Genomic DNA, 18,249 nt, shown 5'->3' on the forward strand with positions numbered 1-18,249 from the left:
CCGCCGAGGGAGAACGTACGCCCTGACGGGGGGACACCGTCAGCCCCGTCAAGGGGACGCGGACACGGAAGCGGAGGCCCCGTCCGTAGGGGTCTCCGTCGCACAAGTGATAGTGAACGGAACGGAGTTGGAGGTCACGCGGACCGGGCTGCGGACCTCCACACTGATCGCGTTGGCGAACTCCCCGCTCGTGTCGTACGTCGTCGCCACCACCGTCTTCTGCTGGGTTCTGCCGCCGCCCGCGGGGAACGAGAGCGTCTTCCAGTTCGGATCGGTCACGTCGCCGGTCTGCGTCACCCAGCGGTACTCGACATCCGCCGGCACGCGCCCCACCGTGAACGTCACCGTGAACGAGGGAGCCTCCGTGCCGGGCGGCGGACAGGTGCCCCGGTAGTCGGTGTGGTGACCCGCGACCGTCACCTGTACCGACTGCGCGGGCGGAGCGCTGGTCGAAGCACCGCCGCCGGAAGCGCTGTTGGAGGGGCTCCCGCCACCGGTCGCACCGGCCGTGGCGCTGTCGCTCTTCTTGCCGCCCGAGGTCCCGCCGCCGTCGGTGGTACTGCCGGTGCCCCCGCTGCTGGTCCCCTGCCCGCTGTTCCCGGCGTTGCCGTTGTCCCGGTTGAGCAGGGCGTACGTCAGCCCGCCGAGGGCGAGTGCCAGCGCCACCAGGCCCGCGATCAGTGCGACGGCCGCGCGCCGATTGCGGTCCGGCTCCACCCTGGTGGTGGCAGCCGGCCCGGTCGGGGGAGGCGGGCCGAACCCCTGGGGCGGTGTCGGCGAGGCCGGCGACGGCTGGTTGAACGCCGCGATCGTCGGGGCGTCTGAACCGCGGGGCGCGGCCCCCATGGGCCGGGTGGGCGCCGTACCGCCCGCCGCGATCGCGCGGAGCTGGTGCTCGGCCGACTCCGCGCTCGTCCGCTCGGCCGGGTCCTTGGCGAGCAGCCCCTCGATGACGGGGCCGAGTTGACCCGCACGACGGGGCACCGGCAGTGGTTCGTCGACGATGGCCCGCAGGGTGCTCAGCGGAGTGTTCTGCCGGAAGGGCGAGTTGCCCTCGACCGCCGCGTACAGCAGCACTCCGAGCGACCACAGATCCGACTCGGGTCCGGGGGTACGTCCCAACGCCCGCTCCGGCGCCAGGAATTCGGGCGATCCGATGACCTCGCCGGTCATGGTCAGGGCGGAGCTGCCCTCGACCGTCGCGATCCCGAAGTCCGTCAGCACGACCCGGCCGTCGTTCGCCATCAGGACGTTGCCCGGTTTCACGTCCCGGTGCAGCACCCCCGCCTCGTGCGCCGCACGCAGGGCGGCGAGCACCTCGGCGCCGATGTGGGCGGCGCGCTGCGGCGCCAACGGCCCCTCGGCGTCCAGCAGATCGGAGAGCGCGATGCCGCGGATCAGCTCCATGACGATCCAGGGCCGGCCGTCCTCCAGGGCCACGTCGTACACCGTCACCACATTGCGGTTGGAGATACGGGCGGCCGCCCAAGCCTCCCGCTCCAGGCGCGCGTACATCCGCTCGATCTCGGATGTCTGAAGCCCGGCCGGCGCGCGGACCTCCTTCACGGCGACCTCGCGTTGCAGCACTTCGTCGCGGGCGCGCCACACCGTTCCCATACCGCCTTCGCCCAAGGGCGAGAGCAGCCGGTAGCGCCCCGCGATCACACGTTCACTGCCCGGATCTTCGGACACGTGCGTCCCCCATTCGCATCCGCGCGATTTCTCCCCAAAAGTAGCTCAGCCGAGTACGGATGCCGCCCCCTTGAGCACCAATCCGGCCCCGAGGGCTACGACGATCAACGCCGATCCCAGGGGTGCCGTCCTGCGGACCAGGAGCACGACGCGTCCTTCGGCCCACTGCCGGCGCCCGGCCAGGGCCCGGTTGACACCGGTGCCGAGCTTGACGACGGCGAACCCGGCCGCCGTCAGTGTCAGGGCGAGCCCGACGCCGTACGCGAGAACGAGAAGAAGGCCGAACCAGGCCTGTCCGAGCGCCGCGGCGCCCACGAGCACGACGACCGCCGACGGACTGGGGACCAGCCCACCGGCGAAGCCGAGCAGGATCGTCCCGCGGAGCGTGGGCGCGACCTCGTGGGTGTGGGTGAAGCCGCCGTGGGTGTGTTCGAGGGCGGAGGAGCGGGTGGTCTTGCCGGAGTGGTGGTGGGGCTCGTGCTCGTGGTGGTGGTCGTGCGGGTGCGGGTGCGGGTGCGGGTGGTCGTGGAGTTGGGTTGCGGTTGCCGTTGCCGTTGTGGTCGCGGTCGAGGTGGGAGCGCTGGTTGTCACGGAGGCGGTGGCGTGCGCGAGCACCAGGGGGCGCACGGGATGGTCGGCGTGCCGGTGCGGAGCGGCCACGTGATCGTGATCGTGTTCGTGTGTGTGCCGGGGGGCGGGCGAGTGATCGTGGTCGTGCGCGTGGTCCGGTCCGTGCTCGTGCGTGTGGTCATGGGCCGGGACCCGGTCCTGGCCGTGCTCGTGCGCGTGTCCGTGAGCGGATTCGTGGGCGTGGCCGTGGTCGTGGTCGTGCGGGTGGCCCGGGTCGTGCGGATGTCCGTGGTCGTGGCCGTGCCCGTGATCGTGCCCGAGTCCGGAGGGCCGGTTGCGCCAGGCCCGCCGCAGGAGCGTCGTGCCTGCCACGGTGACCAGGACGCCGCTGGACACGCCCAGCCAGGCGATCACGGAGGGGGTCGCCGCCGAACCCGCGGTGACCAGCAGGCCGAGCGCGACGACCCCGAGCGTGTGGGTGACCGTCACCGAGGCGGCCAGCGGCAGCACGTCCTTCAGCCGGGCCCGGCCCCCGCGCGCCGCCGCCGTCGCGGCCATCAGGGTCTTGCCGTGGCCCGGCGCGAGCGCGTGCATCGCGCCCAGGCCGACGGCGATGACCAGGGCCAGCGCGGCGAAGCCGAAGGTGAGGTGATGACGGGCCACCAGGTTGTTCAGGGCCTCGGTCCAGCGGTCGGCGCCGCGCGGCAGCACCGAGGCGGCCGGAGCGTCGCGCCGTTCCTCGACGAGGGCGGGGCCGCCGGGGCGGATCCGCAGCGACGCGGTGGCTGTGTCGGCGGGCGAGGAGAGCAGCGCCTTCGGGTACGTGGTCAGCTCCGCCGACACCGACTTCCTCGGTACGTCCGAGGAGGCGAGCGTCATCCGGTCGCCACGGGCGGTGATCTCGCGCCAGCCGGGGCCCCGGTCGGCGCCCGCGCTGTGGAATCCGACGGTGACCGTGCCCTTGCCCGGCAGGGGCGCCGTCAGCCGGCACTCCACGCGCAGGGTGTTGAGTCCCGCCTGCCCCGGCCGCAGGCGGGCTCGGCTCGCGCCCGAGGTGAGCGCCACCGCCCGCCCGCCGACGGTGACCTTGCTGCCCTGGGCCGCGGTCTCGCACCGCTGCCGGGCCCACTCGGCCATACCGAGCCTCTTGATGTCCGGCTTGGCCTGGGTGGCGGGGATCTCCGCCAGGTCCTCGACGTGATCGACGCGCAACTGCCCCGGGGCGGCGACGAGTCCGTCGTACCGGTTCACGGTGAAGTTGCCCAGCGGATGCGCGCTCGCCTGCCCGGAGGGGACCAGTACGAGGGCGCAGGCCGCGGTCAGGATCGTCCCGCAGACGGCCAGGAACCGGGGCGCCCTCACTGCGCGGCCTTCAGCGCCGTACGGGCTTTGGCGGCGCCCAGCGGCGAGAATCCCGGGTTCAGGTCCAGGGCCGCCTTCAGGGCGGTGCGGGCCTTGTCGGTGTGCCCGGTGGCCTGCTCGATGACCCCGAGGTGATAGAGGAAGGACGCGTTGCGGTAGCCCGTCGCCGTGGCCTCGCGGGCGTACGGCAGGGCCTGCGCGTCGTGGCCCGAGACGTGCAGGGCCCAGCCGAGCGCGTCCGCCGTGTGCACGGTGTGCCGGCGGGCCCACTCGGCGCGGGCCGCCTGCAGCGCGGCCTTGTGGTCGCCGTGGTCGGCGGCGGCCAGCGCGGTGTCGAGGTCGGCGTTGACGCCGTAGGCGTGGGCGAGCGAGATCCAGGCGTTCACCAGCGTGTACTGGTCGTGGGCCTTCTGCGTGTCGCCCGATCCGCCACGGGCCTCGTACAACTCGCCCAGTTCGACCAGGGGTTGCGGAAGCGGGTAGCGCTGGACGACCTGCTCCATCCCCTTGATCGCCGCCGCCCGCTCGCCCAGCGCGGCCTGGGTGCGGGCCCGGCCTTCGAGGGCGGGGAGGTAGCTGTCGTCGGCGGCGAGCGCCCGTGCGTAGTAGGTGAGGGCCGCGTGGTAGTCACCCTGGTTCCAGGCCAGTTGGCCGAGCGCCGACGTGACGTACGAGACGTCGCCGCGGCTGGTCGCCGTCGCGAGCGCCTGCAGCAGGACCCGGCGGGCGGTCTTCACGTCGCCGCGCAGCTCGTGGACGTAGGCGTACCGGGTGAACACGGGGACGCCGGGCCGCCGGGAGTCCGCCAGGTCGGCCGCCTTCGACGCCTCGTCGTAGCGGCCGAGTTCGACGAGTGCGTCGATACGGGAGGACAGCGCGCGCTCGCTGTAGGGGTTCTGCTTCAGCGCGAGGTCCGCGTTCTTCAGGGCGCCGGCGAAGTCGTGCCGGGCGGCGGCGAGGGCGGCCCGTCCGGCGAGCGCGGGGTCGTAGTCCGGGCGCAGCTTCAGGGAGCGGTTCAGCGCCTCCTGTGCCTGCGGATAGCGGGAGGGGTCGCCCTTGGTGCGGGCCTGTTCGACGTAGGCGAGGCCGAGCGTCGCCCAGCCGCTGAAGTCCTTGGGCTGGGTGCGGAGATGGGCCTGGAGGGAGAGGATGCTCGCGTCGAGGTCGCCGCTGGCGAGCAGTTGTGGTGACACACCGTTGGACACGGCCGCGACGGCGGGAGTCGTCGCGCCGTCCCGCAGGGCCCCGAGCACCACCGCGCCCGCCGTCATCGCGACGGCCAACGCGGCGGCACAGAAACCGAGTTGAGCGGCCCGCCAGCGACGCTGCGACTGCGACAGCCGCCGTACCGCGGCCACCCGCTCGTCCACCACGTCGGCGACACCCGCGGTGGCTCCGTCGGCGCCGAGCAGCGAGGTGCCCTCGCCGGACGCGGCCATGGGGGTGTCACCGACGGAAGCGGCTTCGCCGGTGTTGTCCTGGGCGGAAGTGGCTTCGCCGGCGTCGTCTGCGGAAGCGACCTCGCCGGTCTCCTCGGCGGAGTCGGCCCCGCCGTTGTCGTCGCCGGACGCGGCTACGCCGGTGTCCTCGACGGGCGTCGGCTCCGACGTGCTCGTGTCACGCTCCGGCGCCTCGATGCCCTTGACGCGCTCGGCGTCGGCGCCGGTGTCCTCACGAGGCGCGTTGCCCGTGGTGTCCTCGGCCGGTGTCGCCTCCGCGGTGTTCTCGGTGGGCATGGCCCCCACGGTGCTCTCGTCGGGCGTGGCCGTCTCGGCGTCCGGCGTCGCGTTCTCGTTCGTACGCGGGGACATGCCCTCTCCTCAAAGTCCTTGGCGGAACGGTCGTTGTGGGGGTGGGGCGGCGCGGCCCGCACCGTGGGGGGTGAAGTGTGTGCGGGCCGCGCCAGTCGGTGAGCCGGGTCAGTAGGCCCGGTTGTACATCCGTCGGCGCCACCACAGCAGACCGGAGCCGATGAGCAGGATGCCCGCGGCGCCCGCCGCGGCGGAGCCCGCGATCAGCACGGTGTCGGTGCCTCCGCCGGAGGTACCGGTGGGCTGCAGCGCGTCGCCGAGCTGGCTGCGCACGTCGGTCCCGCTGGTCGTGCCCTTGGCGAGCGCGCCGCGCGAACCCGAGGTGGGCTCCGCGACGTACGGGAACGACTTCTCGAAGCCCTTGTCGTTCTTGTCGACCGCGTCGCCCAAGTCGTTCTTGGAGCCGACCAGTTCACCCTCGACGACCTGGAGCGAGGCGTCGATCACGTCGTCGGTGAGCCGGCGTCCGTTCGGGAAGCCCGCGTTGTCGCCGTCGAGCACACCGAGCCGCTTGGGGTGCATGGCCGGCTTGATCGAGGTGTTGAGGCGCAGTTCCTCCGCCGGACGCACATGGGGCGGCTGGTTGAGACCCTTCACGCCCTTCAGGAACACGTCGACCAGGTCGTTGCGGGGCTCGGCCGGGGCCTTGATCTTGTAGATCGACTCGATGAGCTTCGGCAGTTCCGGGTTGGTCACGTTCTTCAGGAACTGGGCGTCGTCCCAGGGCGCGGACGCGTTGAACTTGTCCTTGTCCTTCTGCGGGTTGACGACCTCGTTGACCAGCGGCATGCCGAGACGGGAGACCTGGCGGTAGTTGCCGCGGGCGTCCTTGCGCTGCGTGGTGGACCAGATGCCGACGATCGGCTGGCCGGCCGACTCGCGGATCATGTCGTTCGGGACCTGCAGGGCTATGGAGTTGACGTTGTAGCCCTTGAGGGTGTCCCGCCCGACCTCGGTCAGGTTCCCGCCGTAGAGCAGGTCGAAGACGCGCAGGTCCAGGAAGAACGGGTCGTCCGCCTGGCCGGCGAACGTCGTCGCGCCGCCCGCGGCCTTGGACACCGCCTGGTAGCGCAGCTTGGCGTAGTCCGGCATCGACGCCTTGCCGACGTTGGACGGCGCGACCGGAACGTCGTCCGCGATCTTGGTCTTCGACACCAGCTTCTGGTTGTGCAGGCGCAGTACATCGATGTCGTACGTCTGCGTGATGTTCAGGTCGGGGTCGTCGAGGCTGGTGACCGGACCCGTGTTGTAGAGGAAGGTGTTGCCGTTCTTCCGGTGCGTCTTGAACGTGTAGCGGTAGATCAACTCGCCCTGTGCGTCACCGTTGTTGTCGATGTGGATGTCGTACTGGGCGTCGTCGGCGAACGTGTAGAAGTTCGGGCCGCCGGCGGGCTCCTCGAAGGGAATCCAGTTCGCCACGATCGTGGTCGTGTTGGGCTTGTCCGGGCTGACGAACGCGTAGACGTCCGTGTTGTCGTACTGCGGAGTGCCCGAGATGAGCGGGGCCTCCCGGTGGCTGGAGGCGGAGGCCGCCCCCGGTACCAGTGCCGTCATGCCGGCGGCTGCGAGCCCCCCGGCGGCCAGCGCACCGCATACGAGGGTCGCGAGAGTCCTGCGTCCCACGCCGCTCCTGGAGATAGGTGTCATGCCGTCCGTCCTCTGTCCAACTTGCCTGACGCACGCCATTCGGAGCGGTCGCCGGGGTGGATTGGTCGAATCCCAAACGTGTTTACGGCGGTTCTCTCGGCTTGTTTCACCGGCGGTCCCGTTTCTTTGGCGACGGCCCGCGAACCGCTCGGTCACGAACACGCGGATCGCTCGGTCACGAACACGCGAACCGGCAGGCCGTGGACACGCGAACCCCTCCGTGGCGGGGCACGCGAACTGATCAGCGCGGGACACGCGTTTTCGGTGCTCCGATCCGTAACCCATCCGTAGACAGGTTCGCTGCGAAGACGTAGGGGAAAGGACGGGCCGTGCACGGCCGGAGAGGGGGACGGGTGGAGGCTGACGAACTACTGGTGCTGGTGGCCGGAGGCGACCAGAAGGCGTTCGAGGAGCTGTACGGACTGGTGTCAGGGCCGGTGTTCGGACTGGTGCGCCGCGTGGTGCGGGACCCCGCACAGTCGGAGGAGGTGTCCCAGGAGGTCCTGCTCGAACTCTGGCGCTCCGCGGCCCGGTTCGACCCCGGACGCGGCAGCGCCCTGTCCTGGATCCTCACCCTCGCGCACCGCCGTGCCGTCGACCGGGTGCGCAGCGCCCGCGCGGCCACCGAGCGCGAGCAGCGCGAGGGACAGCGCAACCACCACCCCGCGTTCGACCAGGTCGCCGAGGAGGTCGAGGCCGGACTCGAACGCGAGTGGGTCCGCCGCTGCCTCGACCGGCTCACCGCCCTGCAACGCCAGTCCGTCACCCTCGCCTACTACGACGGCTACACCTACCGTGAAGTCGCCGAGCGGCTCTCCCTGCCCCTCGGCACCGTCAAGACCCGTATGCGCGACGGGCTCACCCGCCTGCGTGAATGCCTGGGAGGAGTCGCGTGAACGTCGACGACTGCCCGCCCGGCCACGAACTCCTCGAAAGAGATCCGCACGGAAGAGATCCGCACGGAAGAGAGAGGGGTGCCGTATGAGCGTCCTCGACCGACTGCTGGGCCGCGATCTGCACTCCCTCGCCGCGCCCTACGCCCTCGACGCGCTGGAAAGCGACGAGCGGCGCCGATTCGAACGTCATCTGAAGGGCTGTGACCGCTGTGCCGACGAGGTGCGGGCGTTGACCGAGGACGCGATACGGCTCGCCTGGTCCACAGCGGTGTCCCCGCCGACCGCGCTGCGCGAGCGGGTGCTGACCGCCGTGCGGACGACACCGCAGGAACCGGCCACCCGGGACCAGCCCCGCGCGCGGGCGGCCCATCAGCCCGCGCGGGCGCGCGCCCCCCGGCTCCGCCCGCTGTTCGCCCCGCTCGCCACCACCACGGCCGCCGCGGCCCTCGTCGTCGCCTCGCTGTTCGCGGTGCAGGCGACCCAGGCGCGGGACGACCTGAACCGGGAGCGCGCCCAGGCGCGTGAGATCGCCCACGTTCTCGCGGCGCCCGACGCGCGCGCGACCGGTGACCGGGACGCGCAAGGGCGTGGAATCGGAGTGGTGGCCTCCGCGTCGGAGCGGAGCGCCGTCGTGACGCTGAGCGGACTCGGCACTCCTCCGGGCGGGCGTGTCCATCAGTTGTGGCTCATGCGCCCCAACGAGAAACCGCGTTCTCTCGGCCTCTTCGACGGCGACACGCCCCTCGTCGCCGACGGACTGAATACTAAGGCGACGTCACTCGCAGTGACCGTCGAGCCTCACGGGGGCTCAGAGCAGCCCACTACCACGCCGGTTGTCCAACTCGCCCTGGAAACGGTCGGATTCGGAGAGTAATCGTCAACCCCCTTATGGGGAAGGTGAATCCTTTGTCCGAGATACACGCGCGCCACGAGGGGGCGATAGGGTTAGTCTGCCCGGGCCGGGTGGACTTGTACGGGTGGGGAGTGACATGGAACAGATAACAGTGCGCAGCAGGGCACGCGTCCCTGCGATCACGTGCGGGAGCAGCGCGACCAGTTCGCGCCTCGACCGTCACCTGGCGGTGCTCGGTGGCCCTGCCATACCGCAGCGCGAGACGGTCGAGGCGACGTCACTGATGCGTGAGCTCACGGCGCGTGACACCGCGCACGACAGCGGCTCCAGGGGCGCGCGCGTGCGGCGGGTCTCGCTCTTCGCGCCGCTCAGGCGGCTGCGCCGTTCGCTGTTCGGCGACCGCTGAGCGGCTCTCGGCACCGGCCTTTCCCGACCCGCGCTCCGGCGACTCCACCGCCCCGGCGCAGCGCTGCCCTTCCGCGTCCGTCATCCCCACGGCGGGCAGCGGTGCCCGGTGGTCAGCAGTGCCGGAGCGCGGGTCACTCCCTTCACCGAGCCGTGAGGTTCAGCGCACCACTCCGTCCCGCCGCAGCTCGGCGACGTCCGCGTCCGCCATGCCCAGCGCCCGCAACACCACCCCTGTGTGCTCGCCGAGCCGCGGGACGGCCCCCATACGCGCTTCCTCCCCGCCCGGCAGCGTGATGGGAGGCAGCAGCGCCCGCAGCGGCCCGACGGGTGACCCCACCTCGCGCCAGCGGTTCCTGGCCGCCAACTGCGGATGCTCCGCCACTTCCCGTACGTCCCGCAGCCGGGCGCAGGCGATGCCCGCGGCCTCCAGCCGGGCGACCGCCTCGTCGGTGCCGAGCGTGCCCAGCGCCTTCGCCACCAGCGTGTCCACGCGCTCCCGGTTCGCCACCCGCGCCGGGTTCGTCGCGAACTCCGGATCGTCCGCCAACTCGGCGTGCCCCAGAACCTGTTGGGCGAGCCGTCGCCACTCGCGATCGTTCTGCACCGACAACAGGACCCGTCCGCCGTCCGCCGTCGAATAGACGTCGTAGGGAACGATGACGGCATGGGCGAGGCCCGTGCGTTCCGGTGGGGTCCCGCCGTGCATCGCGTGGTGCAGCGGATGCCCCATCCACTCCGCGAGCGCGTCCAGCATCGACACCTCCACCGGGCCCCCGCGCCCGGTCGTGCCGCGCCGCACGAGAGCCGCGAGGACTCCCGAGAACGCGTACATGGCCGCCGCGATGTCCGCGGCCGGGATGCCGGCCTTCACCGGCTGCTCCGGCGTCCCCGTCACCGACACGAGCCCCGCCTCGCACTGCACGAGCATGTCGTACGCGCGTTTGCCGGCGTACGGCCCCGACGGCCCGTACCCCGAGACGTCCACGGCGATCAGCCGCGGATGCTCGGCACACAGGGTCACCGCGTCGAGTCCCAGCCGGGCCGCGGCCCCCTGGGCGAGGTTCTGCACGAACACGTCCGCGTCCGCGATCAGCCGGCGTACGACGTCGAGCCCGCGCGGGTCCTTCAGATCGAGGGCGACGGACTCCTTGCCCCGGTTGCACCACACGAAATGCGAGGCGAGGCCGCCGGCCGCGGTGTCGTAGCCACGGGCGAAGTCCCCGCCGTCGATCCGTTCGATCTTGACCACCCGGGCGCCGAGATCGGCGAGCTGCCGGGTGGCGAAGGGTGCGGCGACGGCTTGTTCGACGGCGACGACGGTGATGCCTTCGAGCGGGAGAGGCTGTGACTGCATGCCGTGGATCATGGCCCCTCGGCAATACTTTTGTCATGCATGTATGTCGGACGGGTTCATCCGGCAGGGGCCGGGCGGGGCCGCGCCCTCGATCGGCTGGATCGGCTAGATCAGCGCGAACTGGCCTTCCGGACCTTCTTCGTGGTGGTCGAGGACCGAGGCCGGACGGCGCGCCGTGTCCGGGACCGGGAGGACCCCGGCCGTGCGCAGTTCGGCCCGGGTGATCGGCGATCGGAGTTCCAACTCGGCCTGCTGGGGGCGCAGTTCCGCGAGCAGGGCGAGCACCGTGATGAGTTCGAGGAGTTCGGACGTCCAGGCCTGCGGCCAGCCGGCGGGGCCGATCGCCTCCAGCGTGCCCGGCTCGGGCGCCCCGGTCCTGGCCGCGAACCACTGTTCGAGCACGCGCACACCACCGACCTCGAAGTCCCAGGCCTCGGGCGGGACGGGTGAGATCCTGCCGTCCCCGAGATGCAGGGACTCCTCGGCGCGGTCGTAGTACGGATCGGTGAGGAGGGGGCCCGCGGCCGGGCGGGGTCCGTGGGGGAGGGCGGTCAGTGGCGCGCGGACGTACGGGCGGCGGCCGCCGGGGAGTTTGGGGCGCTCGCCGTCGCGGCGCATCAGCCGCAGCGTCCGGCGCCCCAACTCGACGCCGTACGACCACACTTCGGGGTCGGAGGTGAGCGGTACCGCGCAGCCGTCCCGGCCGTGCCGCGCGACCGCCATCGTCCAGGCGAGGACGTCGACGGGGGCGGGGGAGTGGCCGAGGCGGGTGCCGAGGTGCTCCAACAGGCCCGGGGCCAGGTTCGGTTCACGGCCACCGGGGCGCCGGTAGAGGGGGCGCACCCGGCCGCCGCGGCCGGCGCTCAGCGGCAGCACGGACGCGGCCAGCAGGACCGGGCCGGACGCCTCGGGCCCCGAAGCCTGCTCGACCACGAACACCTGTTCCTCACCCGCCACCCGCCACAACTCGGGGCGCGCCGCGTCGATCAGCCGGTGGTCGGGAATCAACCACTGCTCGTCGAAGGGGGCGCTCAGCACGCGGACCGGGTCCGGGCAGGGGTCCGACGCCCGCGCGAGTCGGCCCGTCCCGCTGGACTGACCCGGCAACTGGGCCACCGCGGACCGCGTCGTGCGGGCCCGGGTCGGCCCGAACAGCGTCTCGCGAGCGGCCCCTTCGGCCCGGACGAGGGCGTCCCAACGCGCCTTCAGCGAGGCGGCGTCGGGGGCCGTCGGCCACCTCCGGCCCAGCCTCGGCGGTGCGACGGACCACGGCATGAGGTCCGCGAGCAGCGGAGCGGCGTCGGGCGTCACGCTCGGCATCGTACGACGCGGGCGCCGCGCGCCGTCCCCGTACGGCATCGTCAGTGGGCGTCGAGGGTGACCGTGAACGAGAAGCGGTCGCCCCGGTAGTGGATGACCGCCACGTCCAGCGCCTGCCCGTCCTTGCCGTAGATGATGCCCGTGTAGCGCAGGATCGGGCTGAGCAGCGGCACTTGGAGCAGGCGCGCCGTCTCCGGGTCGGCGAGCCGGGCCTCCACCGTGTCGGTGATCCGGCTGATGCCGACTCCGAGCACGTCCCGCAGCACCTTGGTCATCGGCCAGCGGATCAGGTCCTCCCGGTCGATGCGGTCGGCCAGCTCCGGCCGGAGGTAGTTGCGCGCGTGGTTCGTCGGTTCGCCCGTCGTCTCGTCGCTGCGCAGCCGGTGGTACGTCGCCACCTCGTCCACATCCGGGAAGAATTCGGCCAGTTCGCCCGAAACGGGCGCCTTCCCCTGGTCCAGCAGTTCGGTCGTCATGCCCGACTGCTGGGCCACGATCGCGTCCACCGAGCCGAGCAGCCGCACGGGCGTGCCCCGCCGCGCACTCGGCTCGATGAACGTGCCCCGCCGGCGGTGCCGGGTGATGAGCCCCTCGACCTCCAGCTCCTTGAGTGCCTGCCGCATGGTCAGCACGCTCACCCCGTAGTGCCCGGCGAGCTGCTCCTCGGTGGGCAGCCGCAGCGGGTCCTGGGAGGAGCGGCCGAGTATCGAGGCGCGCAGGGACTGCGACACCTGATACCAGAGCGGCAGCTTGCGGTTCAGGACGATCGAGTCGGGAGCAAAGGAGGTCACGAGGTATCCGTACAGGTCGCGGGCGTGGAAGGCAACGGCCGGTGACCCCTCAGTCGATCGCGCGGAAGTGCCGTCCGAGGCCCTGCCACACGTCGTCGTAGCCGCGCTGGAGATGCTCGGCCCGTGCCGCCTGGGCCGTCGCCGTCACCGGCCAGCGCGTCTCGAACATGAAGGCGAGCCCGTCGTCGATCTTCTGCGGCTTCAGCTCGGCGGCACTGGCGCGGGCGAAGGTCTCCTGGTCCGGTCCGTGCGCCGACATCATGTTGTGCAGCGAGCCGCCGCCCGGCACGAACCCCTCCGCCTTCGCGTCGTACGCGCCCTCGATGAGCCCCATGTACTCGCTCATCACGTTCCGGTGGAAGTACGGCGGACGGAACGTGTCCTCGCCCACCAGCCAGCGCGGCGCGAACACGACGAAGTCGACACCGGCCAGGCCCGGGGTGTCGGACGGTGACGTCAGCACCGTGAAGATCGAGGGATCCGGGTGGTCGTAGCTGATGGAGCCGATCACATTGAAACGGTGCAGGTCGTAGATGTACGGCACATGGTTGCCGTGCCAGGCGACCACGTCCAGCGGCGAGTGGTCGTACGTCGCCGTCCAGAGGTTGCCGCAGAACTTGTTCACCACCTCGACCGGGCCCTCGACGTCCTCGTACGCGGCGACCGGGGCGAGGAAGTCCCGGGCGTTGGCGAGGCCGTTGGCACCGATGGGCCCGAGGTCGGGCAGGTGGAACGGCGCCCCGTAGTTCTCGCACACATAGCCGCGGGCGCCACGGCTCCGCCCGCCCTCCGGCGCCCTGTCCAGCAGTTCCACCCGGAAGCGCACCCCGCGGGGGATCAGCGCCAGCTGGCCCGGCTCCACGTGCAGCAGCCCGAACTCGGTGCGCAGCAGCAGGCCGCCGCGCTCCGGGACGATGAGCAGCTCGCCGTCGGCGTCGCTGAACACCCGCTCCATCGAGGAATTGGCGTGATAGAGGTGCACGGCGATGCCGGTGCGCTGGGCGGCGTCGCCGTTGCCGCCGAGGGTCCACAGGCCCGCGAGGAAGTCCGTCCCGGCGGGCGGCTCGGGCAGCGGGTTCCAGCGCAGCCGGTTCGGGTCGGGCACCGACTCCGTGAAGGGCGCCGTCCGCAGGGTGCCGTTGTCGGCGCGGGTGAACGCGGGGTGCGCGGCCGACGGCCGGATCCGGTAGAGCCACGAACGCCGGTTGGACGCTCTCGGCTCGGTGAACGCCGAGCCGCTGAGCTGCTCCGCGTACAGGCCGAGCGGTGCGCGCTGGGGCGCGTTGCGACCGTGCGGCAGGGCCCCCGGGACCGCCTCCGAGCTGTGTTCGTTGCCGAATCCGGAGAGGTAGGCCAGCCCTTCGGCCGTCTTCCTCGCGTCCCCGCTCATGATCGCTCCCTTGCGCCTGATTCCTATGCATCACCGTAGGATTCCCTCCTGCCCCGCGCAAGGGGTCATCCGAGCGCACCGAACGGGATCGGCCACGGGCCGCGCGCGGATCTTCGCCCGGCTTGGGCGCGGGCCGGTCCGGGGGACGAAACCGGGCCCGGACCGGGGCGGCTCGCGGCATCTCCGGTACGGCTCGGGGGTTGGCCGGAATCCCCGCGGAAGCTGCCGCGGGAGTAGTACTCGGGCGGGTCCGCGCGGCCCGAGAACCCGACTCCAGGGGGATCCGGCCGTAAGGAGCCTTGTTCTACGCTCCCGTTCATGCGGTGGACGCGTGGACTGCTCGCCGCGTTCGCGGTCTGCGCCCTGCTCGGCGGAGCCGCGGGCTGCGGCGCCGGTGAAGCGCACGAGCGGGGGGTCACGGTCTCGGCCTCGCCCGTGGGCACATTGCTCGACGAGATGGACGAGGAAGGGCGGCTCTACCGTGAGGTGGGCAAGAAGGGGGCGCCCGAGGTCGCCATCGAGATCCAGCCGGACGCCGCCGGCGGCTGGGACGTGCGGCTGACCGTCCGCGACTTCCGCTTCTCGCCCGCGGGCGCGCGTGCGGTGCCGGTCGCCGGGCGCGGCCTCGCCCACCTCTACGTCGACGGCCGGACCGTCGCCCGGCTGCGCACCGCCGGGTACCGCCTGGCCGGGCACCTCGTGCCGCGCGGCACCCACCACGTCACCGTGCGGCTGTACGCCGACGACGGCACCGTGTGGGCCGTCCACGGCAAGCCCGTCGAGAGCACCGCCGACATCACGGCGTCGGATTCCGGTTCGGCGCCCGGCCCGGAATCGGCGCCACCCGGGACGTCGGCCCCGGGCCCCGCGACCCCGGCCGTGCCGCCCCCGCGGGCCTCGACATCACCGGTCTCACCGGCTGCGTCGCAGGCCACACCGTCGGTGGTGGTCCCTGAGGTGAGATGAGTGGTCACGGCACACAGGTGCGTACTCATGGGGGAGGTTCACCGGACCCCGGCGGAAAGGCATCATGAAGACCGTGCCCCATGCGACCTCGCTGCGCAGAGCGCCCGTTCAGCGGCGCAGCGCAGAACGACTGACCAGAATCCTCGACGCCTGCGCCGACCTCCTCGACGAGGTGGGCTACGACGGTCTGAGCACACGGGCCGTGGCTCAGCGGGCCGGTGTGCCCATCGGATCCGTCTACCGCTTCTTCGGCAACAAGCGCGCGATGGCCGACGCGCTCGCCCAGCGCAACCTGGAGCTCTACGCCGAGCGCGTCACCCGGAGCCTGCGGGACACGGAAGGGGCGGGCTGGCGGGCCGCGATGGACGCGGTGCTCGACGAGTACCTCGCCATGAAGCGCACCGCGCCGGGCTTCTCCCTCGTCGACTTCGGCAACCAGATACCCGTCGGCGCGCGCTATGCCGAGCCCAACACCCGGGTCGCCGACCGTCTCACCGACCTGCTCTCCGGCTATCTCGACCGCGCCCCGGACGAGGATCTCCGGCGCTGTTTCCTGGTGGCCGTGGAGACCGCGGACACCCTGGTCCACCTGGCCTTCCGGGTCGACCCCGAAGGGGACGAGCGGATCATCGAGGAGACGCGCGAGCTGCTGCGGGCGTACCTGGCCAGAGTCCTCGACTGACCGGTCGCCCGAACGGGACGCGGCGCGCGGAATTCCGACGTGACCCCCTGCGGAGTCTCCCCAGCATGCGTACCGGTCGGTATGCTCGGTCGCGTCCGTGTGCCACCGTAGCCACCGCCCTCCGGGAGGACCCCGTGTCCCGCACCTCCGGCACCACCCCCGACTCCCGAACCGCGCTGCGCGTCTGCCCCCTGTGCGAAGCCACCTGCGGGCTGACGCTGACCATCGAGGGCACCCGGGTGACCGGCGCCCGCGGTGACCGCGACGACGTGTTCAGCAAGGGCTTCATCTGCCCGAAGGGCGCCTCCTTCGGGGCCGCCGACGGCGACCCCGACCGACTGCGCACCCCCCTCGTCCGCGAGGACGGCGAACTGCGCGAGGCCACCTGGGACGAGGCCTTCGACACGGTCGCCGCCGGGCTGCGCGGAGTCGTCGACCGGTACGGACCGCACGCCCTCGGTGTCGTGCTCGGCAACCCGAACGTGCACACCATGGCCGGTGCCCTCTACCCGCAGGTCCTGCTCGGCGCCCTGCGCACGCACAGCGTCTTCACCGCCTCCACGGTCGACCAGATGCCCAAGCACGTGTCGAGCGGCCTGCTGTTCGGCGACGCCAACGCGATCCCCGTGCCGGACCTGGACCACACCGACCACCTGCTGCTCATCGGCGCCAACCCGCTGGAATCCAACGGGAGTCTGTGCACCGCACCCGACTTCCCCGGCAAGCTCCGGGCACTGCGGGCGCGCGGCGGCACGCTGACCGTCATCGACCCGCGCCGCACCCGCACGGCCAAACTCGCCGACCGCCATGTGGCCATCCGCCCCGGCACCGACGCCCTGCTCCTCGCGGCGATGGCGTACGTCCTCTTCGAGGAAAAGCTCGTCGACCTCGGCGCACTCGCCCCGCACGTCCAGGGTGTCGACGAACTCCCCGACGCGCTGCGGGACTTCACCCCCGAGGCGGCGAGCGCGGCCTGCGACGTGGACGCCGGGACCATCCGGGAGCTGGCGCGCGAGCTGGCCGCCGCGCCGACCGCCGCCGTCTACGCCCGCATCGGCAGCTGCACCGTCCCGCACGGCACCCTGGCGAGCTGGCTCGTGGACGTTCTCAACATCCTCACGGGCAACCTCGACCGGCCGGGCGGCGCCCTCTTCCCGACGGCCGCCACCGACCGGACGCCCCGCCCGGCGGGCCCCGGTCACGGCTTCGCGCTCGGCCGCTGGCACAGCCGGGTGAGCCGGCACCCCGAGGCCAAGGGCGAACTGCCGCTGTCCGCCCTGGCGGAGGAGATCGACACCGCGACCCCGGACGGCAGCCCGGTCCGCGCCGTCATCGCCGTCGCCGCCAACCCCGTCCTGTCCGCACCCGACGGCCTCCGGCTCGACAAGGCCCTCGAATCGCTGGACTTCATGGTCAGCGTCGACCCGTACCTGAACGAGACCTCGCGCCACGCCCACGTCGTGCTGCCGCCGCCCCCGCCCTCCCGGAGCGCGCACCACGACTTCGCGTTCAACACCCTCGCCGTGCGCAACCAGGTCCGCTACAACCGCCCAGCCGTCCCCCTGGAGGAGGGCCGGATGGCGGAGACCGAGATCCTCGCCCGGCTCGTCCTCGCCGCGACCGGCATGCACGGCGCCGACCCGTCCGCCGTGGACACGATGGTCATCGACGGCACCCTCGGCAAGGCGGTCGGGGACGCCGCGTCGCCGGTGCACGGGCGCGACCCGCGTGAGCTCGCCGCCGCCCTCACCGGCGAGAACGGCCCCGAGCGCCGGCTCGACATGATGCTGCGCCTCGGCCCGTACGGCGACGGTTTCGGCGCCCGTCCCGACGGACTGACGCTGGACAAGGTGCTCGCCCACCCGCACGGCATCGACCTCGGACCGCTCGCCTCCTGCCTGCCGCGGCGCCTGAAGACCCGCAGCGGCAAGATCGAGCTGCTCCCCGAACCGATCGCCGGCGATCTGCCGCGTCTGCGGGACGCGCTGCGCGAACGCCCCGCGGCCGTCGTCCTCGTCGGCCGCCGTCATCTGCGCTCCAACAACAGCTGGATGCACAACGTCCCCGCCCTGACCGGCGGTTCCAACCGCTGCACCCTGCACATCCACCCCGACGACGCCGCCCGGCTCGGGCTCGCCGACGGGTCGGCCGTGCGCGTCAAGGGGGCCGGCGGAGAGGTGATCGCCCCGGCTGAGATCACCGACACCGTACGGCGGGGCGTGGTGAGCCTTCCGCACGGCTGGGGGCACGACCGCCCCGGCACCCGGATGAGCCACGCGGCCCTGGACCCCGGCGTCAACGTCAACCAACTCCTGGACGGCTCGCTGCTCGACCCGCTGTCCGGAACGGCGGTCCTCAACGGGGTGCCGGTGGACCTGGCGGCCTGCCCCTAGCCGTCACCGTGCTCCGAGGCCGCGGCGGGTGCGCGAGGAGCCGCCGCGGCCAGGGGTTTTCTTGCGCCGGAAGAGCGATACCTGACGGGGGACCGGGCGCTGTTACGGATCTTT

14 protein-coding genes are annotated in these 18,249 nt (G+C 72.3%); 6 read left to right on the top strand and 8 right to left on the bottom strand.

The annotated features are described in order from the left end of the window. Window positions 1-48 precede the first annotated feature (48 nt). The 4 genes from ACIQRL_RS21395 to ACIQRL_RS21410 all read right to left on the bottom strand — a co-directional run bounded on the left by ACIQRL_RS21395 (window position 49) and on the right by ACIQRL_RS21410 (window position 7,082). Entirely contained in the window at window positions 49-1,692 is a 1,644-nt protein-coding gene (locus ACIQRL_RS21395; protein ID WP_401333595.1) for a serine/threonine-protein kinase, read from the bottom strand. A gap of 45 nt (window positions 1,693-1,737) precedes the next feature. Further along, complete coding sequence (locus ACIQRL_RS21400) at window positions 1,738-3,624, bottom strand: sulfite exporter TauE/SafE family protein (RefSeq protein ID WP_401333597.1); 1,887 nt, start codon at window positions 3,622-3,624, stop codon at window positions 1,738-1,740. Beyond that, window positions 3,621-5,435, bottom strand: coding sequence for a tetratricopeptide repeat protein (locus ACIQRL_RS21405; protein WP_401333600.1), 1,815 nt, complete (start codon window positions 5,433-5,435; stop codon window positions 3,621-3,623). Before ACIQRL_RS21405 ends, ACIQRL_RS21400 begins: the two co-directional genes overlap by 4 nt. A gap of 108 nt (window positions 5,436-5,543) precedes the next feature. Further along, complete coding sequence (locus ACIQRL_RS21410) at window positions 5,544-7,082, bottom strand: DUF4331 domain-containing protein (RefSeq protein WP_401333603.1); 1,539 nt, start codon at window positions 7,080-7,082, stop codon at window positions 5,544-5,546. Between the two features lie 353 nt (window positions 7,083-7,435). On the opposite strand from ACIQRL_RS21410, the gene ACIQRL_RS21415 reads away from it, so the two are divergent. From ACIQRL_RS21415 to ACIQRL_RS21425, 3 genes are all read left to right on the top strand, one after another. Continuing rightward, window positions 7,436-7,978 carry a sigma-70 family RNA polymerase sigma factor gene (locus ACIQRL_RS21415; RefSeq protein WP_401333606.1) on the top strand — a complete coding sequence of 181 codons (543 nt, stop codon included), beginning with the start codon at window positions 7,436-7,438 and terminating at the stop codon, window positions 7,976-7,978. Window positions 7,979-8,063: 85 nt separating this feature from the next. Beyond that, on the top strand, window positions 8,064-8,852 hold the full coding sequence (locus ACIQRL_RS21420) for an anti-sigma factor domain-containing protein (protein ID WP_401333609.1): 789 nt from the start codon (window positions 8,064-8,066) through the stop codon (window positions 8,850-8,852). Window positions 8,853-8,967: 115 nt separating this feature from the next. After that, complete coding sequence (locus ACIQRL_RS21425) at window positions 8,968-9,237, top strand: hypothetical protein (protein WP_261708223.1); 270 nt, start codon at window positions 8,968-8,970, stop codon at window positions 9,235-9,237. A gap of 159 nt (window positions 9,238-9,396) precedes the next feature. Here ACIQRL_RS21425 and ACIQRL_RS21430 read toward each other — a convergent pair whose 3' ends face one another. The 4 genes from ACIQRL_RS21430 to hmgA form a co-directional block, all read right to left on the bottom strand. Further along, a complete protein-coding gene (locus ACIQRL_RS21430; protein ID WP_401333612.1) occupies window positions 9,397-10,605 on the bottom strand; it encodes a CaiB/BaiF CoA transferase family protein in 1,209 nt (402 codons plus the stop codon). 93 nt (window positions 10,606-10,698) lie between these two features. Continuing rightward, window positions 10,699-11,913 carry a type ISP restriction/modification enzyme gene (locus ACIQRL_RS21435; protein WP_401333615.1) on the bottom strand — a complete coding sequence of 405 codons (1,215 nt, stop codon included), beginning with the start codon at window positions 11,911-11,913 and terminating at the stop codon, window positions 10,699-10,701. A gap of 41 nt (window positions 11,914-11,954) precedes the next feature. Then, a complete protein-coding gene (locus ACIQRL_RS21440) occupies window positions 11,955-12,704 on the bottom strand; it encodes a GntR family transcriptional regulator (RefSeq protein ID WP_401333617.1) in 750 nt (249 codons plus the stop codon). Window positions 12,705-12,753: 49 nt separating this feature from the next. Further along, entirely contained in the window at window positions 12,754-14,094 is a 1,341-nt protein-coding gene (gene hmgA, locus ACIQRL_RS21445; protein ID WP_401333619.1) for a homogentisate 1,2-dioxygenase, read from the bottom strand. A gap of 318 nt (window positions 14,095-14,412) precedes the next feature. Between hmgA and ACIQRL_RS21450 the strand changes: the two genes are divergently transcribed. The 3 genes from ACIQRL_RS21450 (at window position 14,413) to ACIQRL_RS21460 (ending at window position 18,135) form a co-directional block, all read left to right on the top strand. Continuing rightward, window positions 14,413-15,060 carry a hypothetical protein gene (locus ACIQRL_RS21450; protein ID WP_401333622.1) on the top strand — a complete coding sequence of 216 codons (648 nt, stop codon included), beginning with the start codon at window positions 14,413-14,415 and terminating at the stop codon, window positions 15,058-15,060. Between the two features lie 64 nt (window positions 15,061-15,124). Further along, the gene (locus tag ACIQRL_RS21455; RefSeq protein WP_401333623.1) at window positions 15,125-15,742 is read left to right on the top strand and encodes a TetR family transcriptional regulator; all 618 of its coding nucleotides are present in this window, start codon (window positions 15,125-15,127) and stop codon (window positions 15,740-15,742) included. Between the two features lie 134 nt (window positions 15,743-15,876). Then, window positions 15,877-18,135, top strand: a complete 2,259-nt coding sequence (locus tag ACIQRL_RS21460; protein WP_401333625.1) for a molybdopterin oxidoreductase family protein — start codon at window positions 15,877-15,879, stop codon at window positions 18,133-18,135. The last annotated feature ends 114 nt before the right edge of the window (window positions 18,136-18,249 follow it).

It is taken from the genome of Streptomyces sp. NPDC091209 (assembly GCF_044757755.1).
Lineage (GTDB): Bacteria > Actinomycetota > Actinomycetes > Streptomycetales > Streptomycetaceae > Streptomyces.

What these genes read in the sequence shown, in the direction of transcription:
- ACIQRL_RS21420 (WP_401333609.1), top strand. Translation starts at nt 8,064, where the DNA reads ATGAGCGTCCTCGACCGACTGCTGGGCCGCGATCTGCACTCCCTCGCC.
- ACIQRL_RS21410 (WP_401333603.1), bottom strand. Translation starts at nt 7,082, where the DNA reads ATGACACCTATCTCCAGGAGCGGCGTGGGACGCAGGACTCTCGCGACC.
- ACIQRL_RS21405 (WP_401333600.1), bottom strand. Translation starts at nt 5,435, where the DNA reads ATGTCCCCGCGTACGAACGAGAACGCGACGCCGGACGCCGAGACGGCC.
- ACIQRL_RS21435 (WP_401333615.1), bottom strand. Translation starts at nt 11,913, where the DNA reads ATGCCGAGCGTGACGCCCGACGCCGCTCCGCTGCTCGCGGACCTCATG.
- ACIQRL_RS21430 (WP_401333612.1), bottom strand. Translation starts at nt 10,605, where the DNA reads ATGATCCACGGCATGCAGTCACAGCCTCTCCCGCTCGAAGGCATCACC.
- ACIQRL_RS21450 (WP_401333622.1), top strand. Translation starts at nt 14,413, where the DNA reads ATGCGGTGGACGCGTGGACTGCTCGCCGCGTTCGCGGTCTGCGCCCTG.
- ACIQRL_RS21455 (WP_401333623.1), top strand. Translation starts at nt 15,125, where the DNA reads ATGAAGACCGTGCCCCATGCGACCTCGCTGCGCAGAGCGCCCGTTCAG.
- hmgA (WP_401333619.1), bottom strand. Translation starts at nt 14,094, where the DNA reads ATGAGCGGGGACGCGAGGAAGACGGCCGAAGGGCTGGCCTACCTCTCC.
- ACIQRL_RS21425 (WP_261708223.1), top strand. Translation starts at nt 8,968, where the DNA reads ATGGAACAGATAACAGTGCGCAGCAGGGCACGCGTCCCTGCGATCACG.